Here is a 26371-nt window from a genome sequence, read left to right as displayed (position 1 = left end):
CCGCCGCGGCACACGGCAGGATCCCCAACCCCTTCAGGTCGGGGATCCTGTGGAATCCGGGGCGATTCCTCTAGCCGACCAAGGTGGTGATGAGACGGATCGAGGAAGCGACGATGGCGATGAGGCCGATGGCGCCGAACAGGTTTTGCCACCATTTGTTGCGTAGGTCGCCCATGACGGCCTTTTTATTGGCCATGATGACAATGAGCGCGCCGAGCAGGGGCGCGATGAGGACGGTCAGGGACTGGGCTATCACGATGAGCCCGACCGGCGAGGACTGGAAGGAAAGCGTGACGACCAGACCGAAGGCCAGGATGACACCGGTGAATATGCGTGCAGTCGGTGATCCGGCCTTCGCGCCGCGGCCGAGCCCGTCGGAGAGCATTGTGCCGCCGGCAGTGGCATTGGCGATCATGGATGAGAACGCTGCACCGGAGAGGCCAAGTGCGAAAAGCACGGACCCGACGGGCCCCGCCAGTGGCGCGAAGACGGAGGCCAGGGCGTTGATGGTGCCGGCTTCGGCGCCCGTCTTGCCGAGCACTGCGGCGGCCACCATGATGACCAGGGCGGTCATGATGCCCGGGGCAACGATGCCTGGGATGGTGTCAACGAGGGTGATGTCGCGGTAGTCGGCGCGGGTGCGGCCATTTTCCTTGATGCCGTACGAGGTGTAGAAGGCGGCGTTGATGGAAAAGTTGGTGCCGACCAGGGCCACGATGAGAATTTCGCTCCCTGCCGGAAGGCTCGGGACCATGCCCTCCATGGACCGGTACCAGTCGGGCTGCGCGACGACGGTGCTGGCTATGAACGCTATTCCCATCAGGACGACGATGATGAGCAATGCCTTTTCCACGACTCCGTAGACGTTGCGGAAAGCCAGGACGAAGCCGACAGCCGCCGTGCAGACGACGGACCAGATTACGGGAGAACCGCCAAACACGAGCGAAAGGCCCAGGCCTGATCCGACGGCATTTCCGACCGAGAACATCAGGGTGATTCCAAAGACGCCGAGGCCGGCCAGCACGCCGACCCATTTTCCGAGGTGCTGCTTAATGGCCGTGATCAGGGAACCGGGAGCGGTAATGCCGAGACGGACGCTCATGTCGGTGAAGAAGATCATCAGGACGGTCGAGACGGCAATGACCCAGACCAGGCTGTAGTCGAACCGACTGCCGGCCTGCACGGCGGTGGTGAGGTTCCCGGGCCCGAATTGCCAGGCGCCAACGACGAAAGCGGGGCCCATAAGGGCGAGATAGCCGAGGAAAGTCCGGTGCTTCTTCGCTCCGGCTTGGGCCGGGATTCCTTGCTGGGTTGCCATCTGTTCTTCCCTGGTTCCGGGGCGGGTGATGGTCCTATTCTGCTCGCGCATGGGCGAGTCCTCCTTATACAGCGACGTTGCTGGGGTCGTCATCGACCGGGATGGAGAGTAAGAGACTTTGGAACGGGTGGCGGGCCCGGGGCCCGCCACCCGAAGGATCCGGGAAAGCGGGATCAGACGCTAACGGTGACGTTGCCCAGGTTGGCGGACTTCAGGGCGAGCGCGATTTCCTCGCCCGCACCTTCGGCCAGGGGCAGCAGCGGCGGGCGGACGGTGGCGTGCTCGAGGATGCCGCGGGCGACCAGGCCTTCCTTGAGGGCTACGGTGCCTTCCATGTGTGATCCGCGGTGGTAAACGTTCTTGGTCACAGGCAGGAGGCGGTCGTGAATGGCGCGGGCCGCGGCGTAGTCCTTGGCCTTTCCGGCGGCGATAAGCTCCACCAGCGGCTCGGGGGCGAGTCCGCCGTAGCCGACGAGTGCGCCGTCGACGTCGAACATGGTGTGCAGCAGGTACTCGTCGTGGCAGGTCAGGATTTGCAGGTCCGGATAGGCGGCCCGCAGGACCGGGATCTCGGTGTCCCAGCGCTTCATGTTTCGGACACCGTTCTTGGTCGCGAACACACCTTCCTGGCCCGCGATCTCCAGCTGCGTTTCGAGGTCGTAAGTGGCCTTGGTGGCGTCGGGGTACTGGAAGAGGATCAGCGGCAGACCCGAGGTTTCGTAAATTTCCTTGTAGCGGGTCTGCGGGGCGCCCTTCTGGTACCCGAAGCGAAGCCAGCCGTGGGACGGGTAGACAAGCCCGGCCGCGGCCCCGGCTTCAACCGCACGCTTGGCTTCAAGGGCGGCGACCATGTTGCCCTCACCGGTGATACCGGCGATGATGGGCAGCTCGCCGTTGACAGCGTTCTTGAACTCGCGGATCACCAGGGCCTGCTCGTCCTGGGTCAGGAAGGTTCCTTCGCCGGCGTGGCCCAGCACCACTAGGCCCTTGACGCCGTCAACACTGGCAAGCCAGCCGCCGAGCCGGTGGATCGCGTCGACGTCGACGCTGCCGTCGCGGTTGAACGGGGTGACAGGTGCGGGGACCAGCCCACGGAGATCGATGGTCATTGGAGTTACCTCATGTCTTCTTTGATGGTCGGCAGTTCCGCTAGGATGAGAACGTTTGCGGGAACGTTTTCAATCTTGCAACGTGTCCCACCTCACTGTCAAGAGAACGTTTGCAGAAAGGAGGAATAGAGTGTCTCTTACGCCCATTCTGAAGAGGAGAACCGCCATGGAACCGGCCATCCCCGGCACTATCGTCACACTCAAGGACGTTGCCGCAGCCAGCGGCGTGAGCATCTCTACGGCCAGCCGCGCGCTGGACGAGCGCATGACGTCGCGTTCCGCATCTGCAGCGCACGTTAGAAAGATTGCCGAAGAGCTGGGATACCGGAGGAACTCATTCGCTTCCAGCCTGCGCCGGGGCGAAACGCGGACCCTGGGCGTGCTGGTGCCGCGCCTTAGCGACACTGTGATGGCGCTTATGTTCGAGGAACTTGAAAGAGCTGCGGCCGGCCGTAGCTACTTCGCCATGGTCGCCACCAGCGGCGATGATCCGGAGGACGAACGCCGAGCCGCCGAAACCCTCCTCGACCGCAACGTTGACGGCCTCATCCTCGCAACGGCCCGTCTCGACGACGAACTTCCGCGCCTCCTCCGCCAACGCGGCGTAGCCCACGCCCTTGTCCTGCGCACGGACGGGGAAAGCCCTTCAGCAATCGGCGACGACGAAGTGGGTGGATATTTGGCCGTCCGGCACCTCATCGATCTGGGCCATCGGGACATCGCCGTCGTCACCGGCCCCACCTTCACCTCCAGCGCCGTCGCCCGCCTTGCCGGCGCCCGCAGGGCGCTGGAAGAGGCCGGCATCCAAACACCGGAGGAATGGCTGATTGCCGCAGGTTACGGCATCGAGAATGGATACTCAGCAGGAGAATCCCTCCTCAGCGTCGACCGGACCAGACGCCCCACCGCCATCTTCGCCGCCAACGACAACATAGCCATGGGCATCATGGCTGCAGCACATCGCGCGCACGTCACCGTCGGGGAGGACCTTGCCCTTGTTGGCTACAACGACACCCCGCTCGCCGCACGGCTCCCCACTCCACTGTCATCCGTGCGTGTACCGCTGGACCAAATCGCCAGCACTGCCATCGACCTCATCGTCAATCCAGGCAAGGAACCACGGATCCGCAAATCCATGCCGGCGCTAATCCCCCGCGCATCAAGCGGGGCGCCAAAGCACTCCCCGATCATCCCGTCCTAGTCAGGGCTTCCGGGCTTCGATCAGGATTTGAGGGCCGCCGCGATCTCCGCCGTCCAGGCATCTACCGCGTCCCAGTCCCGGAAATCCCCGGCGGGCAATGCATCTTTGGCGGCCGGCACGAGCTTCATCAGCTTCTCAGCCACCCCGACGGGCGGCGCTTCCGGATCCCGGGCGCCGAAAAAAACTTGCTCCCCGCGGGCATGCACAAGCCCGGACAGCTTTTCGAACTCCTTGGGCCTGGTGGACTCCAGGACATCGTGGCCCTCAGCATCAACACGGTCAGTGCCCAGCGGGCCGCTGCTGAACAGCCAGACCGGCCGGCCGGACAAAAGAACCTCGTGGGTCTTGATGAACGCAGTGACATCCTTCATGACATGGGCCATGTACGTAGCCCCGCCGATCACGAAGGCGTCATACGGGGCGGCGTCGAAGTACTGGCTCACTGAGCGGGCCTCGGCATCGAGTCCGGCCGTCTCCAAGCCGGCAGCGATCCGTTCGGCAATCCCGGCTGTTGCGCCGTGCTTGCTCGCATAGGCCACAAGCACCTTCATAGGAGTTCTCCTTCTCAGCGTCCGGGCAGCAGCGCCGAAGCAGCAGCTGGTGTCGTTTCATGATCGCCGGTGGCAGCCGCCGGGAGATAGGGGCTTCCGACCCGAACCCCAGCCGAACCCCGGCCCGAACCCCAGCCCGAACCCCCGGATCAGCACCGAAATCGTTGCCGGCTCTTGACAGCATGCCCCAAAATGGGATTACCTAATGAACATTCGGTAAATAAAGCTGGAGGCAATGACGCATGGCTGAAGCAACACTCTCCGGGGCTACCCACCCCATCCTTGAAAATGACTATGCCTCCGAATGGATGGGCATCGAAGTCCTCGCCGTCAGCGACGGGCACGCCACCATCCGCATGACCCTCCGGCAGGAAATGCTCAACGGTTTCGGCATGGCCCACGGCGGAATGATCTTTGCCTTCGGCGATACCGCATTTGCCCTGGCCTGCAACCCGGCCGGGCCGCAATTCGGCGCCAACGACGCAGTGGGCGCAGCCGGAACCGGCGCTGACACGATCACCGTAGCCTCCGGCGTCGACATCAATTTCCTTAAGCCGGCCTTCACCGGCCAGGTGATCACCGCCGTCGCAAACCGCCGCGCCCATGCCGGCCGCAGCGGGCTGTACGACGTCCAGATCTTCGCCGCTGATCCCCACCCCGCCGGCTCCCCCGCGGGACCATCCGCCGGTGCCGGCCCAGATGAAACCCCGGGCGAGCTCATCGCCGAGTTCCGCGGCCGCAGCCGCACCATCTCCAAGAAATAGAAACAGGGACCCCCAGATGACCCTCCACGCCACTGAACCAGCAGCTGCCACCGACGCCGTGCTGGACCGCGAAGAAACCATATCCCGCGACGAACTGGAGGCACTGCAGCTGAGCCGCCTCCAGCACACGGTCGCGTACGCCTACGACCGCGTTCCGCTGTACAAGCGCAAGTTCGACGAGGCCGGCGTCCACCCCACGGACCTCCGCGAGCTCTCCGACCTGGGCAAGTTCCCCTTCACCACCAAGGAGGACCTCCGCCTGGAGTACCCGTTCGGCATGTTCGCCGTGCCGCAGCACGAAGTGGCCCGGATCCACGCCAGCTCCGGCACAACGGGCCGCGCCACGGTGGTGGGCTACACCAAGAAGGACCTCGCCGACTGGGCCAAGCTGGTGGCCCGCTCCCTCCGCGCCTCCGGCGTCCGCCCCGGCATGAAGGTCCACAACGCCTACGGCTACGGCCTGTTCACCGGCGGCATGGGCGCCCACGCCGGAGCTGAGGCACTCGGCTGCACGGTCATTCCGATCTCGGGCGGCCAGACCGAACGCCAGATCACCCTGATCCAGGACTTCAAGCCCGACGCGATCCTGGCCACTCCCACCTACCTGCTGACCATCGCCGACGCCATGATGAAGCAGGGCATCGACCCGGCATCCACCTCGCTCAAGTACGCAGTGCTGGGGGCCGAGCCGTGGACCGAGGAGATGCGCCACGAACTCGAAACCACCATGAACCTCAAGGCCTGCGACATCTACGGGCTCTCCGAGGTCATGGGTCCGGGCGTGGCCGGCGAAGCCGTGGAAACCCAGGACGGCAGCCACATTTGGGAGGACCACTTCCGCCCCGAGATCATCGACGCGTTCGACCCCACGAAGGTCCTGGACAACGGCGAACACGGCGAGCTGGTGTTCACCTCGCTCACCAAGGAGGCGCTGCCCATCATCCGGTACCGCACCAAGGACCTCACGCGACTGCTGCCCGGCACCGCCCGCCCCGCGCACCGCCGCATGGGCCGCATCACCGGCCGCAGCGACGACATGATCATCCTGCGCGGCGTGAACCTGTTCCCCTCCCAGATCGAGGAGATCGCGCTGCGCATCCCCGAGCTGAGCCCGCACTTCCAGCTGGAACTCACCCGGCCAGAGGGCCAGCGCATGGACCAGCTCACGGTGAAGATCGAACGCCGGGAATCCGTCACCCTTGAGGGAACCACGACGGCGGCACGCACCCTGCGCGAGCAGATCAAGATCCACGTGGGTTCCTCGTGCACCGTGGATGTGGTGGAGCCCGGTTCGCTGGAGCGTTCAAACGGCAAGCTCCGCAGGATCTACGACCTGCGCCCGAAGGCGTAGCCTCCAACATAGGGATGGTCCCCGGCTGCTGCAGCCGGGGACCATCCTTTTACGGGAGGCATTCAGCGCACTGCTGCCAATGCGCGACAGCGCTGTGACGTGCCGATAGCTAACCGCCAGCCGGGCAGCCCAATGTGCCTGATCCCGTCCCGGTCTATGAAACTGTGTGAGTGCGAACCGGCCCCCGCGCCGATCGTGACTCCTATAAGTTTTCTAGCACCGGGGCCCCGGACAGGCAAGGGATTTCGGGTACATGACACCGGATGCGCCTATTGACCGAACGTTCATGAGAAAATAGCCGGTATGTCTCCAACTGATGCACCAACTAAGCGCGGCCGCCCGGGATACGACCAGCAGTCGGTGCTGCAGATCGCCGTCGAGGTCTTCAACCGGCACGGCTACGACGCCACGTCCATGGGCATCCTCGCCGAAAACCTGGGCATTTCCAAGTCGGCCATCTACCACCACGTGCCTTCCAAGGGCGATCTCCTCAAGCTCGCCCTGGAAGAAGCGCTGGGCGGGCTCGAGGCCATCCTTGAACAGCCGCAGGCCCAGGCCGGGAGTGCCGAAGCCCGGCTGGAGTTCGTGCTCCGCCAGACCATCTCCGTGCTGGTGGAACGGCTTCCGTTCGTCACCCTGCTGCTGCGCCTGCGCGGTAACACCGAGATTGAGCGCGACGCCATGGAACGCCGCCGCACCTTCGACCACAAGGTGGCCGCCCTGATCTCCGCCGCCCGCGACGAAGGCTCCCTGCGCGAGGACATCGATCCCCGCACGGTCACCCGGCTCCTCTTCGGCACCATCAACTCGATCGTCGAATGGTACAAGCCGGGCGGCTCACTGTCCCCCGAAAAGCTGGCCGACGACGTCATCACAATGGCATTCAACGGGCTTCACGCGACACGCTAACCCTGTTCTTCCCCAGGCCTTCCGTTCCGCCGCCGAATAGTTGCCGCGGTGGACATTGACGGCGGGAAAAGTGGCGCTCACCCTGTAGTCATGGCCACGAAGTTATCAGACGTCATCTTCGGCACGTTCCCGGATTTGCGCTACCAGCCCACCCCGAAAAGGGTCCGTGCCTTGGCGGGCGGGAACGCCGTCGTCGACACGAACTACGCACTCCTGGTGTGGGAGCCCAAACGCATCACCCCCGTCTTCGCCGTCCCCGAAGTGGAGCTCCGGGCAGAGCTGGCGCCGCCCGGACAGCAGCCGGCCGACGTCCCCGAATACGGGGTGAAAGTCATGCTGGACGCGCCGCCGTCACTGGATCCGCGCACCGGTTTCGGGCGGCACACAGCGGCAGGCGAGGAGTTCGACGTCGTAACCTCCGACGCGAGGCTGCCCCGCGCGGCCTTCCGGCCGGCCGATCCGGACCTGGCCGGACACGTGGTGCTGGATTTCAACGCCTTCGACTGGCTCGAGGACGACGAGGAAATCATCGGCCATCCCCGCGATCCGTTCCACCGTGTGGACATCCGGTCGTCGTCAGTCACCGTGGAGGTCAGGCTCGACGACGTCACGCTGGCCGCCACGAACGGCGCGCAGCTGCTGTACGAAACCATGCTGCCTGTGCGCTACTACATCCCGCCGGCGGACGTCCGGCTGGATCTCATGGAGGCCAGCGACAAGAAGACGGTCTGCCCATACAAGGGCACTGCGAGCTATCTCAGCTACACACCTGCCGAGAACGGCCGGAACATCGCCTGGATGTACGACCAGCGTTTCCGCGACGCCGCCCAGATCCACGGGCTGGTGTGCTTCTTCAACGAACGCCTGGACATCACCGTGGACGGCGTCCGGCAGGAGCGGCCGGTGACGCCGTGGTCCACGACGCCGGCCGGGTCACCCTGACGGGGCGCTGTTCCTCATGCAGGGTGCCCCGGCCGCGGGTCAAAGCTGGTAGTCAGCTATTGCGCCGATGTTCTCGTGCAAGCAGAGGATGTTGTGCTCGGAGTCCATGAACCAGGCGCACTTCTCGGAGTCAGTTGTACAAATGTGGTTCTCGGTCCTGATATCCGGGAGATCGTAGTCCTGGAATGCGACACCCCTGGCCTCCATTTCCCGGACCGTGCGTTCGATCTCGCTGACTTCGAAACTCAGGGTGGTGTGCTCTGAATGCATACCGTCCTTGACCGGCATCAGCTGCAGCATCGGGCCGCCCTCTGAGCCGAACAATTCGCTTCCGTCATCTGCCACGCCCCGGTGCGGGAGCCCCAAAGTGTCCGCATAGAAATGCCGGGCACGCTCTACATCATCGACTGGCAGGACTGTTGTGGCTTTGTTGAGTAATAGGGACATTTCGCCACCTCCTACGCTCAAAAGTTTACGCCGGGGCGGCCCGGAAAGATCCCGCTCCCTGGTTGCCCTATCACTTGTGGCGGCCATTTCGACCTTTTGGCAGCCACAAATGATAGGGCAACGGGAGGGAGCATCCGGAAGGGTTATTTTTCGACCAGGGTGAGGACGTCGTAGGTGGCTACGATTTCGTCCTTCTGGTTGGTCAGGACCGCGTCCCAGGCCACTTCGCCGTACTCGTCGGTCTCACGCGGGGTGATCTTCTTGGCGGTCAGGGTCACCCGGATGGAATCGCCCGCGGCCACCGGGGTGATGAAGCGCAGGTTCTCCAGGCCGTAGTTCGCCAGCACGGGTCCCGGGGCAGGCTCTACGAACAACCCGGCGCCCCACGCCAGCAGCAGGTAGCCGTGCGCCACGATGCCGGGGAAGAACGGGTTGGCCTCCGCAGCCTCCTGGTTGGTGTGGGCGTAGAACGTGTCGCCCGTGGAGTTGGCGAACTTGGTGATCTCCTCCAGGCTCACTTCGCGCAGCTCGGAGCGGATCGCGTCGCCGATGTGCAGCGTGCTCAGGTGCTTGCGGAACGGGTGCTGGCCCTCGGTCTCGAGCGTGAAGTTACGGTCGGCCCCCGTGTGCCAGATGCCCGTGACGGCGGTGAGCATGTTGGGCGAACCCTGGATCGCCGTGCGCTGCATGTGGTGCATTACCGAACGGATGCCGCCCAGTTCCTCACCGCCGCCGGCACGTCCGGGACCGCCGTGGACCAGGTGCGGGACCGGCGAACCGTGCCCGGTGGAGCTGCGGGCGTCCTCGCGGTTGAGCATCAGGACGCGGCCGTGGTGCGCGGCAATCCCGGTGACCAGTTCGCGGGCAACCTCGGGATCGTTGGTGCACACCGACGCCACCAGCGAGCCGCCGCCACGCGCGGCGAGGCGCACCGCGTCGGCCAGGTCGGTGTAGCCGATCACGGAGGACACCGGACCGAAGGCCTCCAGGGAGTGCACTTCCTCGGCCTCGGCGTCCGCCCAGCTGAGCAGCACCGGGGACATAAAGGCACCGTCTTCCACGACGCCCTTGGCGCCGTCGGCGCGGGTGACCGACGGCGAATCGAGCGTGCCGTACGCAAGCTCGCCGCCGGCGTCGAGCATTGACTGGACAGCGGCGCGGACGTCGGCCAGCTGTTCAAGGGACGCGAGCGCACCCATGGTGACGCCCTCGGCGCGGGGATCACCCAGCACAACACGTTCCTCGATGCGGGCACCCACGGCGGCCACGACGTCGGACACCATGTCCTGCGGCACGATGGTGCGCCGGATGGAGGTGCACTTCTGGCCTGCCTTGACGGTCATTTCGGTGACCACGGACTTGATGAAGGCATCGAATTCAGGGGTGCCCTTGACCGCGTCCGGGCCCAGGATGGCCGCGTTGAGCGAGTCAGTCTCCGACGTGAACCGGACGCCGCCCTGCACCACGTTCGGGTGCGACTTCAGCGAGTTCGCCGTTGAGGCGGAGCCAGTGAAGGACACGAGGTCGCGGTAGTCGAGGTGGTCCAGGATGGTGCGGGCAGAGCCGGAGATGAGCTGCAGCGAACCCTTGGGCAGGATGTTGGACTCCACAATGGCCTTGACCACGGCCGCCGCCACGTAGCCCGTTGGGGTTGCAGGCTTGACGATGGTGGGAACGCCGGCGATGAAGGCGGGCGCAAACTTCTCCAGCATGCCCCACACCGGGAAGTTGAAGGCGTTGATCTGCACGGCAACCCCCGGGATGCGGGTGTAAATGTGCTCGCCGGCGAAGGAACCGTCGCGCGACAGCACCTCCATGGGTCCGTCCACCACAACCTGCGAGTTGGGGAGCTCGCGGCGGCCCTTGGAGCCGAAGGTGAAGAGCACGCCGATGCCGCCGTCGATGTCCACCATGGAGTCGATCTTCGTGGCTCCGGTCTGGGCGGACAGCTCGTAGAAGTGCTCGCGGCGGGCGTTGAGGTACTGTGCCAGTTCCTTGAGCTTGAGGGCGCGCTGGTGGAAGGTCAGCGTGCCGAGTCCCTTCTGGCCGGTGGTGCGTCCGTAATCCACGACGTCGGCAAGGTCCAGTCCCTCGGTGCTCACCTTGGCGAGGAGCTCGCCGGTGCTGGCGTCCAGGACGGGGACGGCGGAAGCCGCGGCACCGGCGTCGGGCGTCCACCAGGCGTCCCGGACGAAACTGGGGACAGTCTCCACAGTGTCCAGCGAGGATTTCGGAGCAGTTGCAGTGGTGGTCATCGTTGACGGGTCCTTCCAGCGGGGGCAAGATCAACACGGCCAGTGCATTACTGACCGTCCGTTCGGTAATATGTCTACAGTACATGAATGTGCCTTGCTGCACACTAGAAGAACCCCAAGGAAAGAGAAGTGGCCATGCAGCCCGAAACCGGCAGCGCCGAACTGTGGAAGATCACCCTCGGGGAACTCGACGAGAAGATGGGCGTGAAGATCGTCGAGGAATCGGTGGAACGCGTCGTCGCCACGATGCCGGTGGAGGGCAACCGGCAGTCGTTCGGGCTGCTGCACGGCGGAGCTTCACTGGCCGTGGGCGAGGCCGTGGGTTCCTGGGCCGCAGTGATCCACGCCAGCACCATGGGCAAGACCGCCGTGGGCGTGGACGTGTCCGCCACCCACCACAAGTCGGCGCGCGAGGGCCAGATCACCATCACGGCCACGCCCATCCACCTGGGCGGAACACTGACCACCCATGAGGTCCTGCTCACCAACGAGGCCGGGCAGCGCCTCTGCACGCTCCGGATCACCAACCTCCTGATGGACCGGAAAAACTAACACCAAAAAAAGTTCCATGACTTTGCATCCACAGAGGGCGTCCCGCAGGTAGTAAGGGCGTAAGCACAAACACAGCCCGTCACCGGGCATCCCCCTGAGGAGTTTGAAAATGCGCAAAACAACGTATGCCGCCGGAGCACTGTCGCTCGCGGCCGCACTGGCCTTCGCGACCCCGGCCCAGGCCGGCGGCTGGCACCACGACCACGACCCCGCCAAGCTCTCGGTCCTGCACGGCGTGCCCGGCCTGACCGTGGACGTATGGGTGGACGGCAAACTCACCCTGGATGACTTCACTCCCGGAACCCTGGCCGGACCGCTGGAGCTGGATGCCGGCGACTACGAGGTCGCAATCACGGCCTCGGACGCCACCAGCGCCGACAATCCGGTGATCGGGCCGGTCAACGTTGAACTCGACGAGGGCGGGAACTACACAGCAGTGGCCCACCTCGACGCCGACGGCGCCCCCACGGCCACCCTCTTCACCAACAACACCAAGGCCCCCCGCAACGACAACAAAGGCAAACTGACGGTCAGGCACGTAGCCGCAGCTCCCGCCGTCGACGTCCTGGCCGGCGGATCGGCAGTGATCGAGGGACTCAGCAATCCGGACGAAGCCACCCTGAAGCTCAAGGCCGGAACCATTTCAGCGTCCGTGGCCGCGGCGGGAACCACCGATCCGGTGATCGGGCCGGCTGACATCACGGTCGAGGGCGGCAAGAACACGATTGTCTACGCCTGGGGAAGCCTCGCCGACGGCACCCTGGCCGTGGCCGTCCAGGTGGTTGACTCCGAGGACCGGTGGCACGGACGTCATTGATGCGGCTCGCAGGAACGACGTGCGCCAGCACTGATCGCCATTGCCGGCGGGGCCGCCTGACGGGCGGCCCCGCCGTCGTGTCGTGCGGCTCCGCCGTCGTGACGGGGTGCCCCTCCACTGTCCGTCCGCGGCTGTCCCATCACCCGGTCCTATGGCGGACCTCCACCGGGCACGGCATAATGTGGTTCCACAGGTCTCACTGCCGCTCGAAGGAGCCATCCATGACGCCTGCCGGCCCGCACGATTGGGACGCCGCTCTCGATCATGCCTTCGCGGCCGGGCAGGAAGCGGCCCTCGCCGAGGCCTACCGGCGGCTGAGCCCGCTCGTGTACACACTGGCGCTGAGGTCGCTGGGGGAACGGGCAGCGGCCGACGACGTCACCCAGGAAGTCTTCATCCGCGCCTGGAAGTCACGCCTCAGCTACCGGCCCGAGGCCGCACGGCTGCCTGCCTGGCTGGTGGGGATCACCCGGAACGCCATCTCCGATGCCTTGTCCGCCCGGATGCGCCGGCAGGAGCTGGAACATGCTGCGGGGCAGTTCGTCGGCGACGAGCGCACCGCCGGTCCGCTGGCCGCCGACGTGGAAGCCGTGGCCGACCGCATAACCTTGGAGGAAGAGCTGGAGCGGTTGGGCGATCCACAGAAAGCGATCATGAAGCTGGCGTTCTACGAGGACCTCACGCACGATCAAATTTCGTCGCGCCTGCAACTGCCCCTCGGGACCGTCAAGAGCCACATCCGTCGCAGCCTTTCACGCATGCGGACCCGCCTGGAGGTGGGCCATGAAGCATCTTGACGACGAACAGCTGAGCCTGATGGCCCTTGGGGAACCCGCCCTGACGCCGGCCGAGGCTGACCACCTGGCGTTCTGCCGCGAATGCGCCGGCACTCTGGCAGCCCTGGAACGGACCGTCCGCGCCGCCACTGTGGATCCCGCCGAAGTGGAACTGGCCACACCGGGCCCGCACAACTGGGCAGCCATCCATCAGGCATTGGGCCTCTCCCCCGAGCAGGCGCAGGACCCGTTGAGCCGGCCGCCCTCCGCGGAAAGGACGACGGCGGGCACGGCACCGGGGACGACGACGGGCGCCGGCACCGCGGCGCCGGTCACGGCGCCTACTCAGCTCCATCCGCGCGCCGCGGGCGGCGCGAGAACGGGTTCCGCGAGGCCGAACGGGTCCTCCGGGACGGGCCCGGGTGCCCGGGGGTGGGTGGCCATGGCCGCGGCGGCAGGGCTCGTGGTGGGCGCCGCCGCAGTGTGGGCGGGCTACAACATCCTTGGACAAGGCCCGGAAGCGGTGCCCTCGCCCACGCCCACAGGCCCGCAGCCCGTGGTCATTGCCCAGGCTCCGCTGCAGCCCCTGAAGTCCTACACTGCCAGCGGCAAGGCCCTCGTGGAGGAGCTTCCTAACGGCACACGCCAGATGGTGGTGCAGCTCTCCGACGCCCAGATCAAGGGTTTCCGGGAGGTCTGGGTGATCTCGCCGGACCTCTCCAAGCTCGTCAGCCTTGGCGTGCTGGATGGCGAGCCCGGCGTCTTCGCCATCCCCCCTGGCCTCGACCTTGCCCAGTACCCCATCGTGGATGTGTCCAACGAGCCATTCGACGGCAATCCAGCGCATTCCTCGGACAGCATCGCGCGCGGTGAACTGGCCGCGGAAAACTGAACCGGACACGCGGGGGCTACACCCATTCTCGCGGACGATGAAGTGCCAATCGGCCCGGAAGTGGACCGGCCGCGACTGCTAGGTTTGCTGTGCCGAGCGACGAACCACCGCCTGCACTAACCGGCAAGACCGGAAGGGATCAACCATGCTCTCAGACACCTCTTCTCCTGTCATCAAGGCAACGCTGCCTGTTGTAGGCGAACACATCGAGGAGATTGCAAAGCGGTTTTACAAGCACATGTTCGAAGCGCGTCCGGACCTCCAGGACGGGCTCTTCAACCGCGGCAACCAAGCGGACGGGCGCCAGCAGCAGGCGTTGGCGGGATCCATCGCGGCATTCGCCGGGTTCCTGGTGGACAAACCGGATCAGCTTCCGGACCATCTGCTCTCCCGGATAGCCCACAAACACGTCTCGCTGGGACTCAGCCCGGACCAGTACCAGGTGGTCCACGACCATCTGATGTGGTCCATCGTGGACGTGCTCGGCGACGCTGTCACCCCCGACGTCGCCGCGGCCTGGGACGAGGTCTACTGGCTCATGGCGAACATGCTCATCAACAAGGAACGCGGGCTCTACAACGCCGTGCACCTCTCACCGGAGACTATCTGGCGGACCTGGCGTGTTGCCCGGCGCATCCAGGAAACGGACGACGTGGTCACGTTCATCGTTGAACGGACCGACGAGCGCGACGTCAAGCCCTCCCTGCCCGGACAGTACGTCACCATCAAGATGAAAATGCACGACGGCGTGCACCAGCCCAGGCAGTACAGCCTCACCAGGGCCGACGACGGGCATCACCGGCAGTTTGCGGTGAAGCGCGTCCACGGACTCCCCACGCCCGACGGCGAGATGTCCAACCTGCTCCACAACGAGGTCCACGAGGGCGACGAAGTGGTGCTCTCGGCACCTTTCGGTGACGTGGTCCTGGAGTACACGGACCGGCCGGTGGTCCTTGCCAGCGCGGGCATCGGCATCACCCCGATGGCCGGAATGCTGTCGCACCTGGTGAAGTCCGGCTCGCAGCGCCAGGTCAAGCTCCTGCACGCCGATGACACACCGGCGTCATTTCCGCTGCGGGCCCAGGTCACCGAGGACCTTGCGACGCTGGCAGACGGGTCCTTGCACACGTGGTTCCTGGAACCGGACGGCTCTGACAATCCGTCCTCGTTCAAGGGGTTCATGGACGTCAACGCGATTGAGCTGCCGGACGACGCCGAATACTACCTCTGCGGTCCCCTGCCCTTCCTGAAGTCAGTCCGGAGTGCGCTGGTTGCACGCGGCGTTCCGGCAAAGGACATCCAGTACGAAGTGTTCGGCCCGGACCTTTGGCTGGCCGATTTCCAGTAGCGCTGAGTTTTTGTCCACTTATCGCGAGATATGGCCCTTTTTGGACGCGATAAGTGGACAAAAACTCGAGGGCGTCGTGCTCACCGGCGGGAACGTCGCTTGGAAACCACCAGCGCGATGCCGCCGAGCAGCAGCACAGCTGCCCCGGCGCCGGCTGCGGTGAGCAGGCCGTCGGCGCCGGTGGCCGGCAACCGGCCGGAGACGCCTGCCGGCGTGATGCCGGCGGGAACAACCACCGGTGCCGGGTCAACCACGAAGGTGAGGTTCACCGGCGCGGAGGCCACGCCGTCGACCGCCTGGCTGACCGTCACGGTGTGGGTTCCGGCCGCGAGCCCGGCCTGCAATGGCGAGCTCCAGGTCCCGTCCGACGCGGCCTGAACTGGCGCGCCGTCAACCGTGACGGTCACCGCAGCGCCTTTCAGCGCTGACCCGGTGATCCGCTGCGGAACGGCGTCGTGGGCGAAATGCTGGCCGTCGCGGATATTGGCAACCGCGGGCGACGGCGGCACCACCGTGAAGCTCCGGCTCGCCGCCGGGCTGCCAGCGGCGCCCCGGGCGGTCTGCACCGCCGTGACCGTGAAGGATCCGAACTTCACATTGCCTGTCACCGGCACTTTCCATGTGCCGTCGAGCCCCACCACGGCCTGGCCGGCGGCGTCACCGGAAAGTTGCACCGTGGCACCGGGCGTTCCGGTCCCTTCAATGCTTTCCAGAGCCGTGAGGGACGCGCCCTCGGCCGGGCTGCCAATGACAGGTGCCGGGAGCTGGGACGGCAGCACGGTGACGGCGAAGCTGCTGGCCCCCGAGTGGCTGAAGCCGTTGATGGTTTCGGCGGTAAACCGCAGCCTGCCGGCCGGGGACGGTGCAGTGAACTGCCATTGCCCGGCGGCGTCCACGGGTACTTCCACGGGCTCCTGCCCGGTGACCGTGATGCGGACTTTCGAACCCGCGGCGACGGCGGAGGCCGGGGCCGCCGGGACCTGCCCGGTGATGGTCTGGCCGAGTGCCACTCCGCCGCCGTCGGCCGGTTCCGTGAGCAGGGGCTTGTTGAGGAACAGCTGAAGCTGCACGCCGGGAAGCCGGGTCATGGCGTCCTCCAGCGTGGTGGCCACGGCGAAGTTGTTGATCGGCTGGCCGGGAACCTCCTGGTCCCCCGCGGAGTGGGTGCCGACGGCGAAGTTGCCGCTGATCCAAGGTCCGCCGGAGTCGCCGCCGCTGGACTGGACGGAGGTGGACAGGAAGCCGCGGAAGGCCCGGAGGTCCGCCGGGTTTGCGGTGAACCCGCCCACCACATAGATCCCCACTTCGTCCACCGTGCCGCAGGACCACCCGGCGGTCCGGCCGGACCGGCAGACAGCCTGCCCCGGCGATGGCGATGCAGTTCCGATGATCTTCACTGCCGTGGATCCGGGGTCCGCGGGCGCGTCCCAGCGGGAAGTTGCTGGCTGGACATCGAGGCCCGGCCGGATGTCCCCGATCACCGCGATGTCCGTACCCACGTTTCCGGGGTCCGACGCGTCGCCGGTGATCCGGGAGTTGCCCGGGCCGCCGAACTGGCTGAAGCCCAGCGTGCCGAGCAGTTTGTTTGCGGGCGATTCCGGACGCTCCACGTTGGCCGTGGTGAGCGTGCCGTCTTCGGTGCAGTGGCCGGCGGTGAGGACCAGCGGTTTCCCTTCGGGGCTGTACGCACCGTAACCGGCGGAGCACGTGACGACGTTGTTGAAGACGTAGCCCTGGCCGCCGAAGAAGTCCTCCTCCGGTGCAAGGGGTGCGCCCTCTTCCAGGCGGACGTTCGAATAGCGGGCCACGAATTCGGACGGCGAGGGCGAGGGAGCCGAGGGTCCGGGGGTTGCCGGGTTCGCCGGGGCGCCTTCGGCCTCCGGCTGGTTGGTGCCGCCGGTGCGGATCACAAAGCTGCCGTTTGCGTACGCCACGGCCTGAAGGCCTTCGGCGCCGACCTCGCGGACGTAGTCCTTGAACAGCTGGTCCGTGCTGGCCGCGACGCGTTCCGGTGCGGCAGGTGCCGGGTCTGATGGCGCCGACGCTGACGGCGCAGCCTGCACCGGCTTCGTCCCCGCAGCCACAAGCACAAAATCTCCGGGCCCCGCGGCATTGAGTTCCGCCACCCGGGCTTCGAGCTCCGGGCCGCTGCCCTCGACCACAATCCGGCCGTCTTTCAAGCTGATTCCCACGTAGCCGGGCAATCCGCCTAGGGAGGCAACGGCGTCGGCCGCGCGTTTGCCCTGGTCACCGGCGGCGTTGAACTGCTCCAGTGTCATGCCCAGGTCGCGGAGGATGGCTTCCGTCAGGCCGGCATCGCTGATGGCGGGTGCGGAACCGCCCGCAGCGGGCGATGCCGTCGCCGGGGGCGCAGTCGCGGCGGGTGCAGGCGTGGATACGGCCGGCGCCGAAACCGAGGGATCGGGAACTGGCGAACCGGATTCTGCCACCGCGGGGACCGCCAGGAAGGTGCCGCCGAACGCCAGGGCGGCGCCAGCGGCCAGCCCCAGGGCGCGGTTGAACGGGTTCCGGCCGGAATGATGCGTCAAGGTGTCCCCCATAGTGTGTTTACGTCGTCACCCTGGTTGCCAGCCGCGAACGGATGGCAGCCAGCTCGGCCACGGTGACCCCGTGCCGCAAGAGATAGTTCCGGGTATCCAGGCCGCGGACGAAATCCAGGGCACCGCCGCCTCGCTTCTCCAGGAGCGGCACCAGGGCGTCCTCCGCCAGGTAGCGCTCGTGTTTGTGCGGCGGCCCGACGAGCCGGTGGCGCTCATTGATGCCCCGCATGGCAGCCTGGTAACCCGATACGATCTCATGATCGCCGGCGCCGGAGAGGTCCTGGAGCATCGCAGCAACCATTCCGCTGCGGTCCCGCCCCGCCGAGCAGTGGATCACCACCCCGGCGGGCGCCGCGGCAACCGCCTTGAAGACGGCCACGAGCTTTTCCGGAAACAGCCGGGCATTGGCCGCGTAGCAGGCAGGGTCGTTCAGGTACGGGGAGCACAACTCTTTGAACTCCGGGTGGTCCGGATCCTCCGTGGGAGCGTGCACCACCTCGAACGCCGCCAACACGTCCGCGCCAACGGCCGGATCGGTGTCCCTCACTCCGTGTTCCGAAGAATTCCGGAGGTCGATCACGGTGCGGACGCCGTCGTCGTACGCCTGTTTCCAGCCCGCCTCGGTGACCCATTCCCGGCGCCCCATCCGGAACACGCTGCCGGAAATGCGCCACGCATTTACGGCTCCGTCCCAGTTCACGGGCTGTCCAGGCTGTTCCATCCAGACAGCTAATCACAGACGCCCGGCATCCGGCACGGGTACCGGCCGGAAAATGGGGTGGTATCCGGCGAATAAACGGGTATTCCGGCCCGTGTCCGGCGGGCGGGTGGCCGGGTACCGTTGGGCGTACTTGCGGCTTGGCCGCCGGCCCGCGGCCCACAAGCCCGGCGCACGGTTCAGAACAAAGGGGAACTGATGAGTGACCGGATATTACGACGGCGGCACGCGGCGTACGCTGCCGGCCTGGCAACGCTGGCCCTGGCTTTGGGAACCGCGGCAGGGCCGGCGGGAGCGGCACCTGCGGGGGAACTTGATTACATAGCAGTAGGCGACTCCTACACCGCGGGAACCGGTGCGGGGGCAGCCATCAAACCTACCGACACGACGTGCTGGCAAAGCAGCCCGGGGTATGTTGCCGACGTCGACAAAACAGGCCGAGTGTCCCTGGTGGTCAATGCCGCCTGCCACGGGGCACTCCTTTTTTCGGGCGATGACCCGCTCCAGAAACAAATTAGCGTCACCACCCAGCTCACGGGCTTGGTCGGCGCAGGGAAACTGAACCCGTCCACCGGAATCGTCACCATCACCGCCGGAGCCAACGATGCCGGAGTGAGCCAGGTGCTGGGCGCCTGCGCCGCCTACGGCGTTGAAGTGTGCGCCGGTGCTGTGGCGTCTTCCGAAAGCGGGATGGGTCAGGTGGGTGAGGCGCTCGCTTACGTCTACGGGCAGATTCACACGGCGGCTCCCACCGCGAAGATCGCCGTCCTGGGGTATCCGAGGCTGTTCGAGCCGGCGGACGGGAACCCGTATTTTTCCGCGGAAAAGCAGCGGCTGATCAACCGGGCCACAGACAATCTCAACACCGCCATCGCCACGGCAGTCTCAAATGCCAATGCTCTAGGGGCGAACGCGCAGTTTGTCGACGTCACAGCGAGGTTTGCCGGGCATGCCGTGAACTCCACCGATCCGTGGATCGCCTACGACGGCGGGAATCCTCTGGCGGATTCCAACTTCCACCCGACCCCCACCGGGCACCGCGCCTATGCGACGGCGGTGATGGCCGAGGTCAAGCCGGGCACGCTGGCGAGGTAGGGCCTGGCCATCCGGACCGTAGCGGCCTGTCAGGACCGGCCGTCTAGCGCCGCTTGGCCAGCCTGAACTCCAGGCCGGCACGGACCATAGGCCACTCATGCTCGAGGATCGAGAACACCACAGTGTCCCGGAGCTGCCCGTCCGCCGTCCGGGTGTGGCTGCGGAGCACGCCGTCCTGCTTGGCTCCCAGCCGCGCAATCGCGTCCCGGGACTGGTGGTTGAGCCAGTGCGTCCGGAACTCGACGGCCGGGCAGCCCAGCGTTTCAAAGGCATGCCGGAGCAGGAGCAGCTTGGAGTCCGCGTTTGTCCCGGTTCCGTGCGAAGAAGCCGCATTCCACGTGGAACCGATCTCCGCGCGGGGAGTGGCGGCGTCGATGTTCATGTACGTGGTCATCCCGATCACCCGGCCGGGGCCGCCGGTGGCGGGATCAAGGAGGCGCGTGGTGAACGGGAGCATGGAGCCGGCTTCCTGGAGCCCGAGCCGGCGGTCGATCTCCGCGCCCATGCCCTCCGGGCCGGGCACGCTCGTGTACCAGAGCTTCCAGAGTTCCCCGTCGCGGGCAGCCTCCACCAGGCCGTCGTGGTGCTCGTGGCTCAGCGGCTCAAGCACAACGTGGTGGCCGGTCAGCGTGATGGGTTCAATGGAGGTCACCGGACTATCGTAGGGGCAGCGGCTAGGCTGTGGGGATGATCACAGTAGCGGGAACCGTCAGCTCTCCCCTCGGGGCAGAGGAAGCCTTCACCTACCTGTCAGCCTTCGAGCACACCGCGGAATGGGATCCCGGCACCCCCGTGGTGAAGAAGCTCTCCGAAGGTCCCGTTGCCGTGGGCCACCGGTACCACGCCGAAGCGGAATTCCGGGGCAAGCGGCAGACTCTCATCTACGAGGTGGTGGAGCTGACCGGGAAGCACATCAAACTCCGGGGCGAAAACAAGACCGTCATCTCCGAGGACTCGATCGACGTCGCCCCGGAAGGGACCGGCTGCACCGTGAAGTACACGGCGGAGTTCCGGCTCAAGGGCGCGCTCAAGCTCATTGAACCGTTCATGAAGCCGGCATTCATGTCACTGCGGGACCCCGCGCTGAATGGCCTGAAGTCCGCCCTCGATGCGCGGGCCGGGCGCTAACCCGCCCGGCCGCACAATAGGCCTCGGACCTTAGGCCGGCCAGTCGAAGAATCCCTTGCCGGTCTTCCGGCCCAGTTCGCCGCGGGCCACCTTGTCACGCAGGATCTGCGGCGGCGCGAAGCGCTCCCCCAGCGTGGACTGCAGGTACTCCGATATGCCCAGCCGGACGTCCAGGCCCACAATGTCGGTGGTCCGCAGCGGACCGGTGGGGTGCTTGTAGCCCAGCACCATGGCGTTGTCGATGTCCTCGGCGGACGCGACACCTTCCTCCACCATGCGCATCGCCTCCAGCGCAATGGCCACGCCCAGGCGCGACGAGGCAAAGCCGGGGGCGTCATTGACGACGACGGCGGTCTTGCCGAGCGCCTCCACCCACCTTTTCGCCGCGGCGGCAAGCTCCGGGGACGTCTGCTCGCCGAGCACCACCTCGATGAGCGTGGACGCGGGAACCGGGTTGAAGAAGTGCAGGCCCAGGAAGTTCCCGGGTCGCTTGAGTTCGCGGGCCAGGCCATTGACGGACAGCGAGGATGTGTTGGAGGCGAGGTAGGCGTCGTCGGAGAGGCGCTCCTCGATGCCGCGGAGCGAAGCGACCTTCAGGTCCCAGTCCTCCGGAACGGCCTCCACCACCAACTGGCGGTCCTTGAAGTCGTCGTAGTCCACCGTCACGGAGAGCCGCGAAACCATCTCGTCCAGGTTGCCGTCCGTAGCGCCGCGCTCGATGCTCTTGGCCGCAGCGGACTCCACGCGTTCCCGGGCGGCTTCGGCCGAGGCCTCGTCCCGCTCCACCACCAGGACGTGTGCACCATTGATCAGGAAGGCGTGGGCGATGCCCGCCCCCATCCGGCCCCCGCCGAGGACGCCTACCGTGGCGGGAAGGCCCGCCGGAAGTACTGAGTTGCCCATGGTTACTTCGTCCCGTCTTGCTGGTTTGAATCCTTGGCTGTTTTTTTGTCTGTTTTCTTATCCAGGAAAGCCTGCATCCGGTCGAACTTCGCCTGGGACTCGAAAAGGATCCCCTGCGCCAGCTGGTCGATCAGCGGATGCGCCTCGGCCGGGGCGTGGAACACGGACTTGGTGATCCGCACGGCCAGCGGATCCTGCCGCGCAATCCGGTCCGCCAGGCTATGCGCGCCGTCCATCAGCACGGGGGCCTCATGGATCTCGGTGATGAGGTTGACGGCGAGGGCCTGCTCGGCGCGCAGCACCAAGCCGGCCAGCAGGATCTGCTTGGCAACGGGTTCGCCCACCAGCTCCTTCAGCCGCCAGCTGGCGCCGGCCGCGGCGAGGATGCCCAGTCCGGTCTCGGGATTGCCGATGCGCACGCTGGGCGTCCCGATCCGGAAGTCCGCGGCGTAGGCGAGCTCCGCGCCGCCGCCCAGGCAGTAGCCGTCCAGGGCGGCGATCACGGGCATGGGCAGCTTGGCGATCCGGACGAAGATCGTGGAGTTGATGCCTTGGAGGGCGTCGTCCCGGCGCCGGTCACGCAGCTGGGCGATGTCCGCACCCGAGGCGAACACACCGTCTGTGCCGGCGATGATGAGCACCTTGGGGTTCTGCTCAAGCGCGGCGCAGACGGCGTGGAGTTCGTCCACCATCTGCTGGTCGATGGCGTTCCGGACTTCGGGGCGGTTGAGGAGCACCACCACGCGGTCGTCACGCTCCTCGACGAGGAGGGTTTTGAAGTCAGTGGTGCCCAAGTGTCCGTTCGCGCTTTCCGGGGCGGGCATTACACGCGCTCCAGCAGCATGGCGGTGCCCTGGCCGACGCCGATGCACATGGTGGCGAGGCCCATCCTGGCGTCCTCGCGTTCCATCCGGCCCAGCAGGGTGATGGCGATCCGTGAGCCGCTGGAACCGAGCGGGTGCCCCAGGCTGATGGCACCGCCGTCGCGGTTCACAATCTCCGGGTCCAGCCCGAGCCGGCGCATGCTGGCCAGCGACTGGGTGGCGAACGCTTCGTTGAGTTCGACGGCGCCGAGGTCGCCGACGCTGTAGCCGCTCCGGCCCAGCACTTTCTGGGTGGCGGGGACGGGGCCGATGCCCATGATCTCGGGTTCGCAGCCGGCAGAGGCGCCGTCAACGATGCGGGCACGCGGGGTGAGGCCCAGCTTCTGGATGGCCGCTTCGGACGCGACGATGATGGCGGAGGCGCCGTCGTTCAGCGTGGAGGAGTTGCCGGCGGTGACGATGGAGCCGCCCTTGACGACGGGGCGGAGCCCGGCGAGCACGTCCATGGTGGTCCCGGCGCGGGGGCCTTCGTCGGTGTCCACCACTGTTTCGCCCTTGCGGGTCTTGACCGTCACCGGGACGATTTCGTCCTTGAACCGGCCGGCGGCGATGGCGGCGAGTGAGCGTTCGTGGGAGCGGACGGCGAAGGCATCGGCGTCTTCGCGGGAGATGCCGTCCACGCGGCCCACTTCCTCGGCGGTTTCCGGCATGGAGTAGGTCATTTTGCCGTCCCGGGAGAGCTCGCCCTTCTGGAACAGCGGGTTGGCGAACCGCCAGCCGATGGAGGTGTCGAAGATGGCGCCGGGCTTGGCGAAGGCCGTCTGGGGCTTTTCCTGCACCCACGGCGCCCGGCTCATGGATTCCACGCCGCCGGCAATAACGATGTCCGCGGCTCCCGACTTGATCATCTGGCTGGCCATGATGATGGCGCTCAGGCCGGAGGCGCACAACCGGTTGACCGTGATGCCCGGGATGTGGAGGGGAAGTCCGGCCAGCAGGGTGGCCATGCGTGCCACGTTGCGGTTTTCCTCGCCGGCGCCGTTGGCGTTGCCGAGGATCACTTCGTCGATGGCATCGGGGTCGAGGCCTGCGCGGGTGACGGCCTCGCGGACCACGAGGGCGGCAAGGTCGTCGGGACGGACAGCGGAGAGCGCTCCTCCGTAGCGGCCCACCGGTGTGCGGGCACCGCCCACCAGAAATGCCTGCGGTCCTGCTACTGCTGAGGCCATGGAAACACCCTTCACGCGATTAACGGCAATGTCATCTGCGGCGGCAAGAGCCTGGCGACTAATTTACCGACCGTTCGTTCTATAAAGATTACACTGCGGCCGCAAGGGGTCAACCAAGGTCCCCTCCTGCTGCTTGAGTTTTTGTCCACTTATCGCGGGATAGAACCGGCTTTGGTCGCGATATGTGGACAAAAACTCCAGCAGGTTTAGAGGACAGTGACGCCGAGGTGGGCTGCCAGCAGCGGAGCCAGCAGGGTCAGCTGGTAGTCATCGATCACCACGCCGGACAGGCTTCCGAGCCCGCTGATGGTGCGGAAGTCCGTGCCGCGCAGGTCAAAGTCCTTGAGCTTGGCGCCGGCGAGGTCGAGGGTGCCGATGGTGCAGTTCTTCAGCGCCACCCGGGTCCCCGTCACCGAGCCCAGGTCCAGCTCGTTGATGATGCAGTCGCTGATCTGCACATCCGTCAGCCGTGACCCGCGCAGGTTCACGTAGTCCAGCTTCCCGCCGTCGATCCGCACCGACGTCCAGCCGCTCTCGTACAGCTCCGCTGAACCCCACCGGGGATTGCCAATTTCCACATCCCGCAGCGTGGCCCGCGCCGCGGTCAGCACCGGGGCATACATCTCGGCCAGGATGCAGTCCCGGAACGTCGCGCCGCGCAGCTGAGTCTCGTTGAAGGAGACCCCCTCGAAGGCGCACTCGGCGAAGTCCGTGCCGCTGAGCTCGAGGCCGTCAGCATCGGTGCGGCTGAACCTGAGGCCGTCGTACCGTTCGCCCCGCTGGAAATTCGGTGCGGGCTCGTCCCGCAGCTCCTCCAGGCTGACCGGCGAAAGCCTGGGGGCCGTTACCTTGGGCGCTTTACTTGCCCTTCCTGCCACACGACCGTCAGCCATCAGAGGGACTCCGCCTTCGCTGCAATGTCAGCGACATCCCTGGTCAGCGCCTTACGGGTGATGCTCATGCCGATCCTGCCGACGAGGGCCAGCAGAACCTTGCTAAGGAACGTGGGCCTGGCCACCTGTGCGCCGAAGGTCAGCGTGAGGTCAGTCCCGCCGTCGCGCTCCGCGAGGATGAACCGCGTGGTGTAGTCGGCACCGCTCTGGCGCGCCTTGACCGTGGTGGTTCCGGCCCGCGTGGGCGACGGCGGCTCCGCCTGGGACACCCACATCTCCACGGTGTCAGCCCGGCCCATCATGGTCCGGGTTTCCTTCCACCGGGTGCCTTCACCGTATCCGCCCTCGCTCAGCATCTGGACGGACTCGACTCCGGAGAGGGTGGCGGCGGAGCCCGGGATGTCCGAGATCACGGCCCAGACCTTGTCCGGACTGGCATTGACGCGATGCGTGAGCGTGGTCGTGTGGTCCATGCCTTCGAGCCTATCCGGGAGCGCCGTCAAAGGTCAGCGGCGACGCTGTATCGACCGCCGTGCGGACGGTGGCACCGGAAAGCCTGAATAGGCCGCCTTGATTTAGTAAGCATGCTTCGTGTTATGGTAAATGTGCTTAGTTTTTTTACCGGCAACGAGAGGTGGAACACACCATGGGTATCGGCGACAAAATTCAGAACGAAGCAGAGCACCTCGGCGGCAAGGCCAAGGAAGCGGCCGGCAACGCCACGGACAATGACCGTCTGCGTGCAGAGGGTCAGAAGGACCAGGTTGTTGCTGACGCCAAGAAAGTTGGCGAAAACGTGAAGGACGAGTTCAAAAGAGACTAAAGCATCCTGGGCAGTGGCCACGGCCGCTGCCCCGGAGAAACGGCGGGCATTCCTTTGGGGGATGCCCGCCGTTTTTTGTGAGATTCTCGGGTGGACAGCAACCGCCGACGGAAGGCCCGCACCATGACGATCATTGACCTCAGCGGTGCCGGAAATACCGCGGGCACGCCCGCGGGCGCCGCCGTAACGGGCTCCCCGAACCTGCGCGGCTACCTGGCTGAACCTGCGGGACCCGGCCCGTTCCCCGCCGTCGTGATGATCCACGAGGCATTCGGCCTCAACGACATGTCACGCCGCCAGGCGGACCGGCTGGCGGCCGCCGGCTACCTGACCCTGGCGGTGGACCTCTTCAGTGACGGCGGACCACGCCGGTGCCTCGTCTCCACCATGCGGTCGCTGTTGTCCGGCACGGGCAAGGCGTTCACCGACCTGGCCCGCGCTCAGGCCTGGCTGGAGAATTCCGGCCGGACCAACGGCAAGGTGGGCGTGATCGGCTTCTGCATGGGCGGCGGTTTCGCGCTGCTGCTCGCCAACAAGGGCTTCGACGCCGCTGCCGTGAACTACGGCCGGCTGCCCAACAACCTGGAAGAAGCGCTGCAGGGCGCCTGCCCCGTGGTGGGCAACTTCGGCAAGGCGGACCGCACGCTTCCCGGGGCCGCGGCGAAACTCGAAGCGGCACTGGAGCACCTCGGCGTCGAGCACGACATCAAGGAATTCGACGGCGCCGGCCACGCCTTCATGAATGACGGCGAGGAGGGTCCCCGACTTCTCCGCCCGCTGTTCCGGGTGATGGGCATCAAACCGGACCCGGAGGCGGCCGTGGAGGCCTGGCAACGGATCGAGGACCACTTCGCCAAACACCTCAAGGATTAACACCTGAAGGACAAAGCGCGAACGGACACTTATGGCCCAACGCAAAGGGGCCACAAGTGTCCGTTCGCGCTCCTCGCCGGGGAGTTCGCGCT

General features: G+C 66.2%; 27 protein-coding genes. 14 read left to right on the top strand and 13 right to left on the bottom strand.

Annotated features, from left to right (window positions below; genetic code table 11):
- Positions 1-70: 70 nt before the first annotated feature.
- Both ACFVWT_RS01220 and ACFVWT_RS01215 read right to left on the bottom strand, forming a co-directional pair.
- Positions 71-1369 carry an Nramp family divalent metal transporter gene (locus tag ACFVWT_RS01220; protein WP_390244510.1) on the bottom strand — a complete coding sequence of 433 codons (1299 nt, stop codon included), beginning with the start codon at positions 1367-1369 and terminating at the stop codon, positions 71-73.
- Positions 1370-1491: 122 nt separating this feature from the next.
- A complete protein-coding gene (locus tag ACFVWT_RS01215) occupies positions 1492-2427 on the bottom strand; it encodes a dihydrodipicolinate synthase family protein (RefSeq protein ID WP_390244508.1) in 936 nt (311 codons plus the stop codon).
- Positions 2428-2593: 166 nt separating this feature from the next.
- On the opposite strand from ACFVWT_RS01215, the gene ACFVWT_RS01210 reads away from it, so the two are divergent.
- Positions 2594-3628 carry a LacI family DNA-binding transcriptional regulator gene (locus ACFVWT_RS01210; protein WP_390244506.1) on the top strand — a complete coding sequence of 345 codons (1035 nt, stop codon included), beginning with the start codon at positions 2594-2596 and terminating at the stop codon, positions 3626-3628.
- Positions 3629-3648: 20 nt separating this feature from the next.
- Here the strand turns inward: ACFVWT_RS01210 and ACFVWT_RS01205 are convergent, their stop codons facing one another.
- On the bottom strand, positions 3649-4179 hold the full coding sequence (locus ACFVWT_RS01205) for a flavodoxin domain-containing protein (protein ID WP_390244504.1): 531 nt from the start codon (positions 4177-4179) through the stop codon (positions 3649-3651).
- A gap of 242 nt (positions 4180-4421) precedes the next feature.
- On the opposite strand from ACFVWT_RS01205, the gene ACFVWT_RS01200 reads away from it, so the two are divergent.
- From ACFVWT_RS01200 to ACFVWT_RS01185, 4 genes are all read left to right on the top strand, one after another.
- On the top strand, positions 4422-4943 hold the full coding sequence (locus ACFVWT_RS01200; protein WP_390244502.1) for a hotdog fold thioesterase: 522 nt from the start codon (positions 4422-4424) through the stop codon (positions 4941-4943).
- Positions 4944-4959: 16 nt separating this feature from the next.
- Positions 4960-6294 carry a phenylacetate--CoA ligase PaaK gene (paaK, locus tag ACFVWT_RS01195; protein WP_390244500.1) on the top strand — a complete coding sequence of 445 codons (1335 nt, stop codon included), beginning with the start codon at positions 4960-4962 and terminating at the stop codon, positions 6292-6294.
- 303 nt (positions 6295-6597) lie between these two features.
- Positions 6598-7203, top strand: a complete 606-nt coding sequence (locus ACFVWT_RS01190) for a TetR/AcrR family transcriptional regulator (RefSeq protein WP_390244498.1) — start codon at positions 6598-6600, stop codon at positions 7201-7203.
- Between the two features lie 90 nt (positions 7204-7293).
- Positions 7294-8145, top strand: a complete 852-nt coding sequence (locus tag ACFVWT_RS01185) for a DUF427 domain-containing protein (protein WP_390244496.1) — start codon at positions 7294-7296, stop codon at positions 8143-8145.
- Positions 8146-8184: 39 nt separating this feature from the next.
- Here the strand turns inward: ACFVWT_RS01185 and ACFVWT_RS01180 are convergent, their stop codons facing one another.
- Positions 8185-8592, bottom strand: a complete 408-nt coding sequence (locus tag ACFVWT_RS01180) for a VOC family protein (RefSeq protein ID WP_390244494.1) — start codon at positions 8590-8592, stop codon at positions 8185-8187.
- Between the two features lie 143 nt (positions 8593-8735).
- Entirely contained in the window at positions 8736-10847 is a 2112-nt protein-coding gene (gene paaZ / locus ACFVWT_RS01175) for a phenylacetic acid degradation bifunctional protein PaaZ (RefSeq protein ID WP_390244492.1), read from the bottom strand.
- A gap of 135 nt (positions 10848-10982) precedes the next feature.
- Here paaZ and ACFVWT_RS01170 point away from each other — a divergent pair, with 135 nt between their 5' ends.
- The 5 genes from ACFVWT_RS01170 (at position 10983) to ACFVWT_RS01150 (ending at position 15232) form a co-directional block, all read left to right on the top strand.
- Positions 10983-11399, top strand: a complete 417-nt coding sequence (locus ACFVWT_RS01170) for a PaaI family thioesterase (RefSeq protein WP_043430976.1) — start codon at positions 10983-10985, stop codon at positions 11397-11399.
- Between the two features lie 109 nt (positions 11400-11508).
- The gene (locus tag ACFVWT_RS01165; RefSeq protein WP_390244490.1) at positions 11509-12216 is read left to right on the top strand and encodes a DUF4397 domain-containing protein; all 708 of its coding nucleotides are present in this window, start codon (positions 11509-11511) and stop codon (positions 12214-12216) included.
- Positions 12217-12437: 221 nt separating this feature from the next.
- Entirely contained in the window at positions 12438-13013 is a 576-nt protein-coding gene (locus tag ACFVWT_RS01160) for an RNA polymerase sigma factor (RefSeq protein ID WP_390244488.1), read from the top strand.
- Positions 13000-13884 (top strand): hypothetical protein, encoded by an 885-nt coding sequence (locus ACFVWT_RS01155; RefSeq protein WP_390244486.1) that lies wholly within the window; start codon positions 13000-13002, stop codon positions 13882-13884. Before ACFVWT_RS01160 ends, ACFVWT_RS01155 begins: the two co-directional genes overlap by 14 nt.
- A gap of 145 nt (positions 13885-14029) precedes the next feature.
- Complete coding sequence (locus tag ACFVWT_RS01150) at positions 14030-15232, top strand: globin domain-containing protein (RefSeq protein ID WP_390244484.1); 1203 nt, start codon at positions 14030-14032, stop codon at positions 15230-15232.
- Between the two features lie 80 nt (positions 15233-15312).
- On the opposite strand, the gene ACFVWT_RS01145 is transcribed toward ACFVWT_RS01150, so the two are convergent.
- Complete coding sequence (locus tag ACFVWT_RS01145) at positions 15313-17781, bottom strand: trypsin-like serine protease (protein WP_390244482.1); 2469 nt, start codon at positions 17779-17781, stop codon at positions 15313-15315.
- Between the two features lie 19 nt (positions 17782-17800).
- A complete protein-coding gene (locus ACFVWT_RS01140) occupies positions 17801-18514 on the bottom strand; it encodes a tyrosine-protein phosphatase (protein ID WP_390244480.1) in 714 nt (237 codons plus the stop codon).
- Positions 18515-18709: 195 nt separating this feature from the next.
- Here ACFVWT_RS01140 and ACFVWT_RS01135 point away from each other — a divergent pair, with 195 nt between their 5' ends.
- Positions 18710-19606 carry an SGNH/GDSL hydrolase family protein gene (locus ACFVWT_RS01135; protein ID WP_390244478.1) on the top strand — a complete coding sequence of 299 codons (897 nt, stop codon included), beginning with the start codon at positions 18710-18712 and terminating at the stop codon, positions 19604-19606.
- 43 nt (positions 19607-19649) lie between these two features.
- Here the strand turns inward: ACFVWT_RS01135 and ACFVWT_RS01130 are convergent, their stop codons facing one another.
- Positions 19650-20258 carry a GNAT family N-acetyltransferase gene (locus ACFVWT_RS01130; protein ID WP_390244476.1) on the bottom strand — a complete coding sequence of 203 codons (609 nt, stop codon included), beginning with the start codon at positions 20256-20258 and terminating at the stop codon, positions 19650-19652.
- Positions 20259-20293: 35 nt separating this feature from the next.
- Here ACFVWT_RS01130 and ACFVWT_RS01125 point away from each other — a divergent pair, with 35 nt between their 5' ends.
- Entirely contained in the window at positions 20294-20734 is a 441-nt protein-coding gene (locus ACFVWT_RS01125) for an SRPBCC family protein (protein ID WP_390244474.1), read from the top strand.
- Positions 20735-20764: 30 nt separating this feature from the next.
- Here ACFVWT_RS01125 and ACFVWT_RS01120 read toward each other — a convergent pair whose 3' ends face one another.
- The 5 genes from ACFVWT_RS01120 to ACFVWT_RS01100 all read right to left on the bottom strand — a co-directional run bounded on the left by ACFVWT_RS01120 (position 20765) and on the right by ACFVWT_RS01100 (position 25056).
- Complete coding sequence (locus ACFVWT_RS01120) at positions 20765-21637, bottom strand: 3-hydroxyacyl-CoA dehydrogenase family protein (protein WP_390244472.1); 873 nt, start codon at positions 21635-21637, stop codon at positions 20765-20767.
- 2 nt (positions 21638-21639) lie between these two features.
- Entirely contained in the window at positions 21640-22461 is an 822-nt protein-coding gene (locus tag ACFVWT_RS01115; RefSeq protein WP_390244470.1) for an enoyl-CoA hydratase/isomerase family protein, read from the bottom strand.
- A complete protein-coding gene (locus ACFVWT_RS01110; protein ID WP_390244468.1) occupies positions 22461-23690 on the bottom strand; it encodes a thiolase family protein in 1230 nt (409 codons plus the stop codon). Before ACFVWT_RS01110 ends, ACFVWT_RS01115 begins: the two co-directional genes overlap by 1 nt.
- Before the next feature lie 206 nt (positions 23691-23896).
- Positions 23897-24583 (bottom strand): pentapeptide repeat-containing protein, encoded by a 687-nt coding sequence (locus ACFVWT_RS01105; protein WP_390244466.1) that lies wholly within the window; start codon positions 24581-24583, stop codon positions 23897-23899.
- Positions 24583-25056 carry an SRPBCC family protein gene (locus tag ACFVWT_RS01100; RefSeq protein ID WP_390244464.1) on the bottom strand — a complete coding sequence of 158 codons (474 nt, stop codon included), beginning with the start codon at positions 25054-25056 and terminating at the stop codon, positions 24583-24585. The genes ACFVWT_RS01105 and ACFVWT_RS01100 overlap by 1 nt, the downstream gene beginning before the upstream one ends.
- 173 nt (positions 25057-25229) lie before the next feature.
- Here ACFVWT_RS01100 and ACFVWT_RS01095 point away from each other — a divergent pair, with 173 nt between their 5' ends.
- On the top strand, positions 25230-25406 hold the full coding sequence (locus ACFVWT_RS01095; RefSeq protein ID WP_011693098.1) for a CsbD family protein: 177 nt from the start codon (positions 25230-25232) through the stop codon (positions 25404-25406).
- Positions 25407-25529: 123 nt separating this feature from the next.
- Positions 25530-26279 (top strand): dienelactone hydrolase family protein, encoded by a 750-nt coding sequence (locus ACFVWT_RS01090; protein WP_390244462.1) that lies wholly within the window; start codon positions 25530-25532, stop codon positions 26277-26279.
- Positions 26280-26371 lie beyond the last annotated feature (92 nt).

The organism is Arthrobacter sp. NPDC058288, assembly GCF_042880995.1.
Lineage (GTDB): Bacteria > Actinomycetota > Actinomycetes > Actinomycetales > Micrococcaceae > Arthrobacter.
This window is presented reverse-complemented; position numbering and strand designations above follow the sequence as displayed.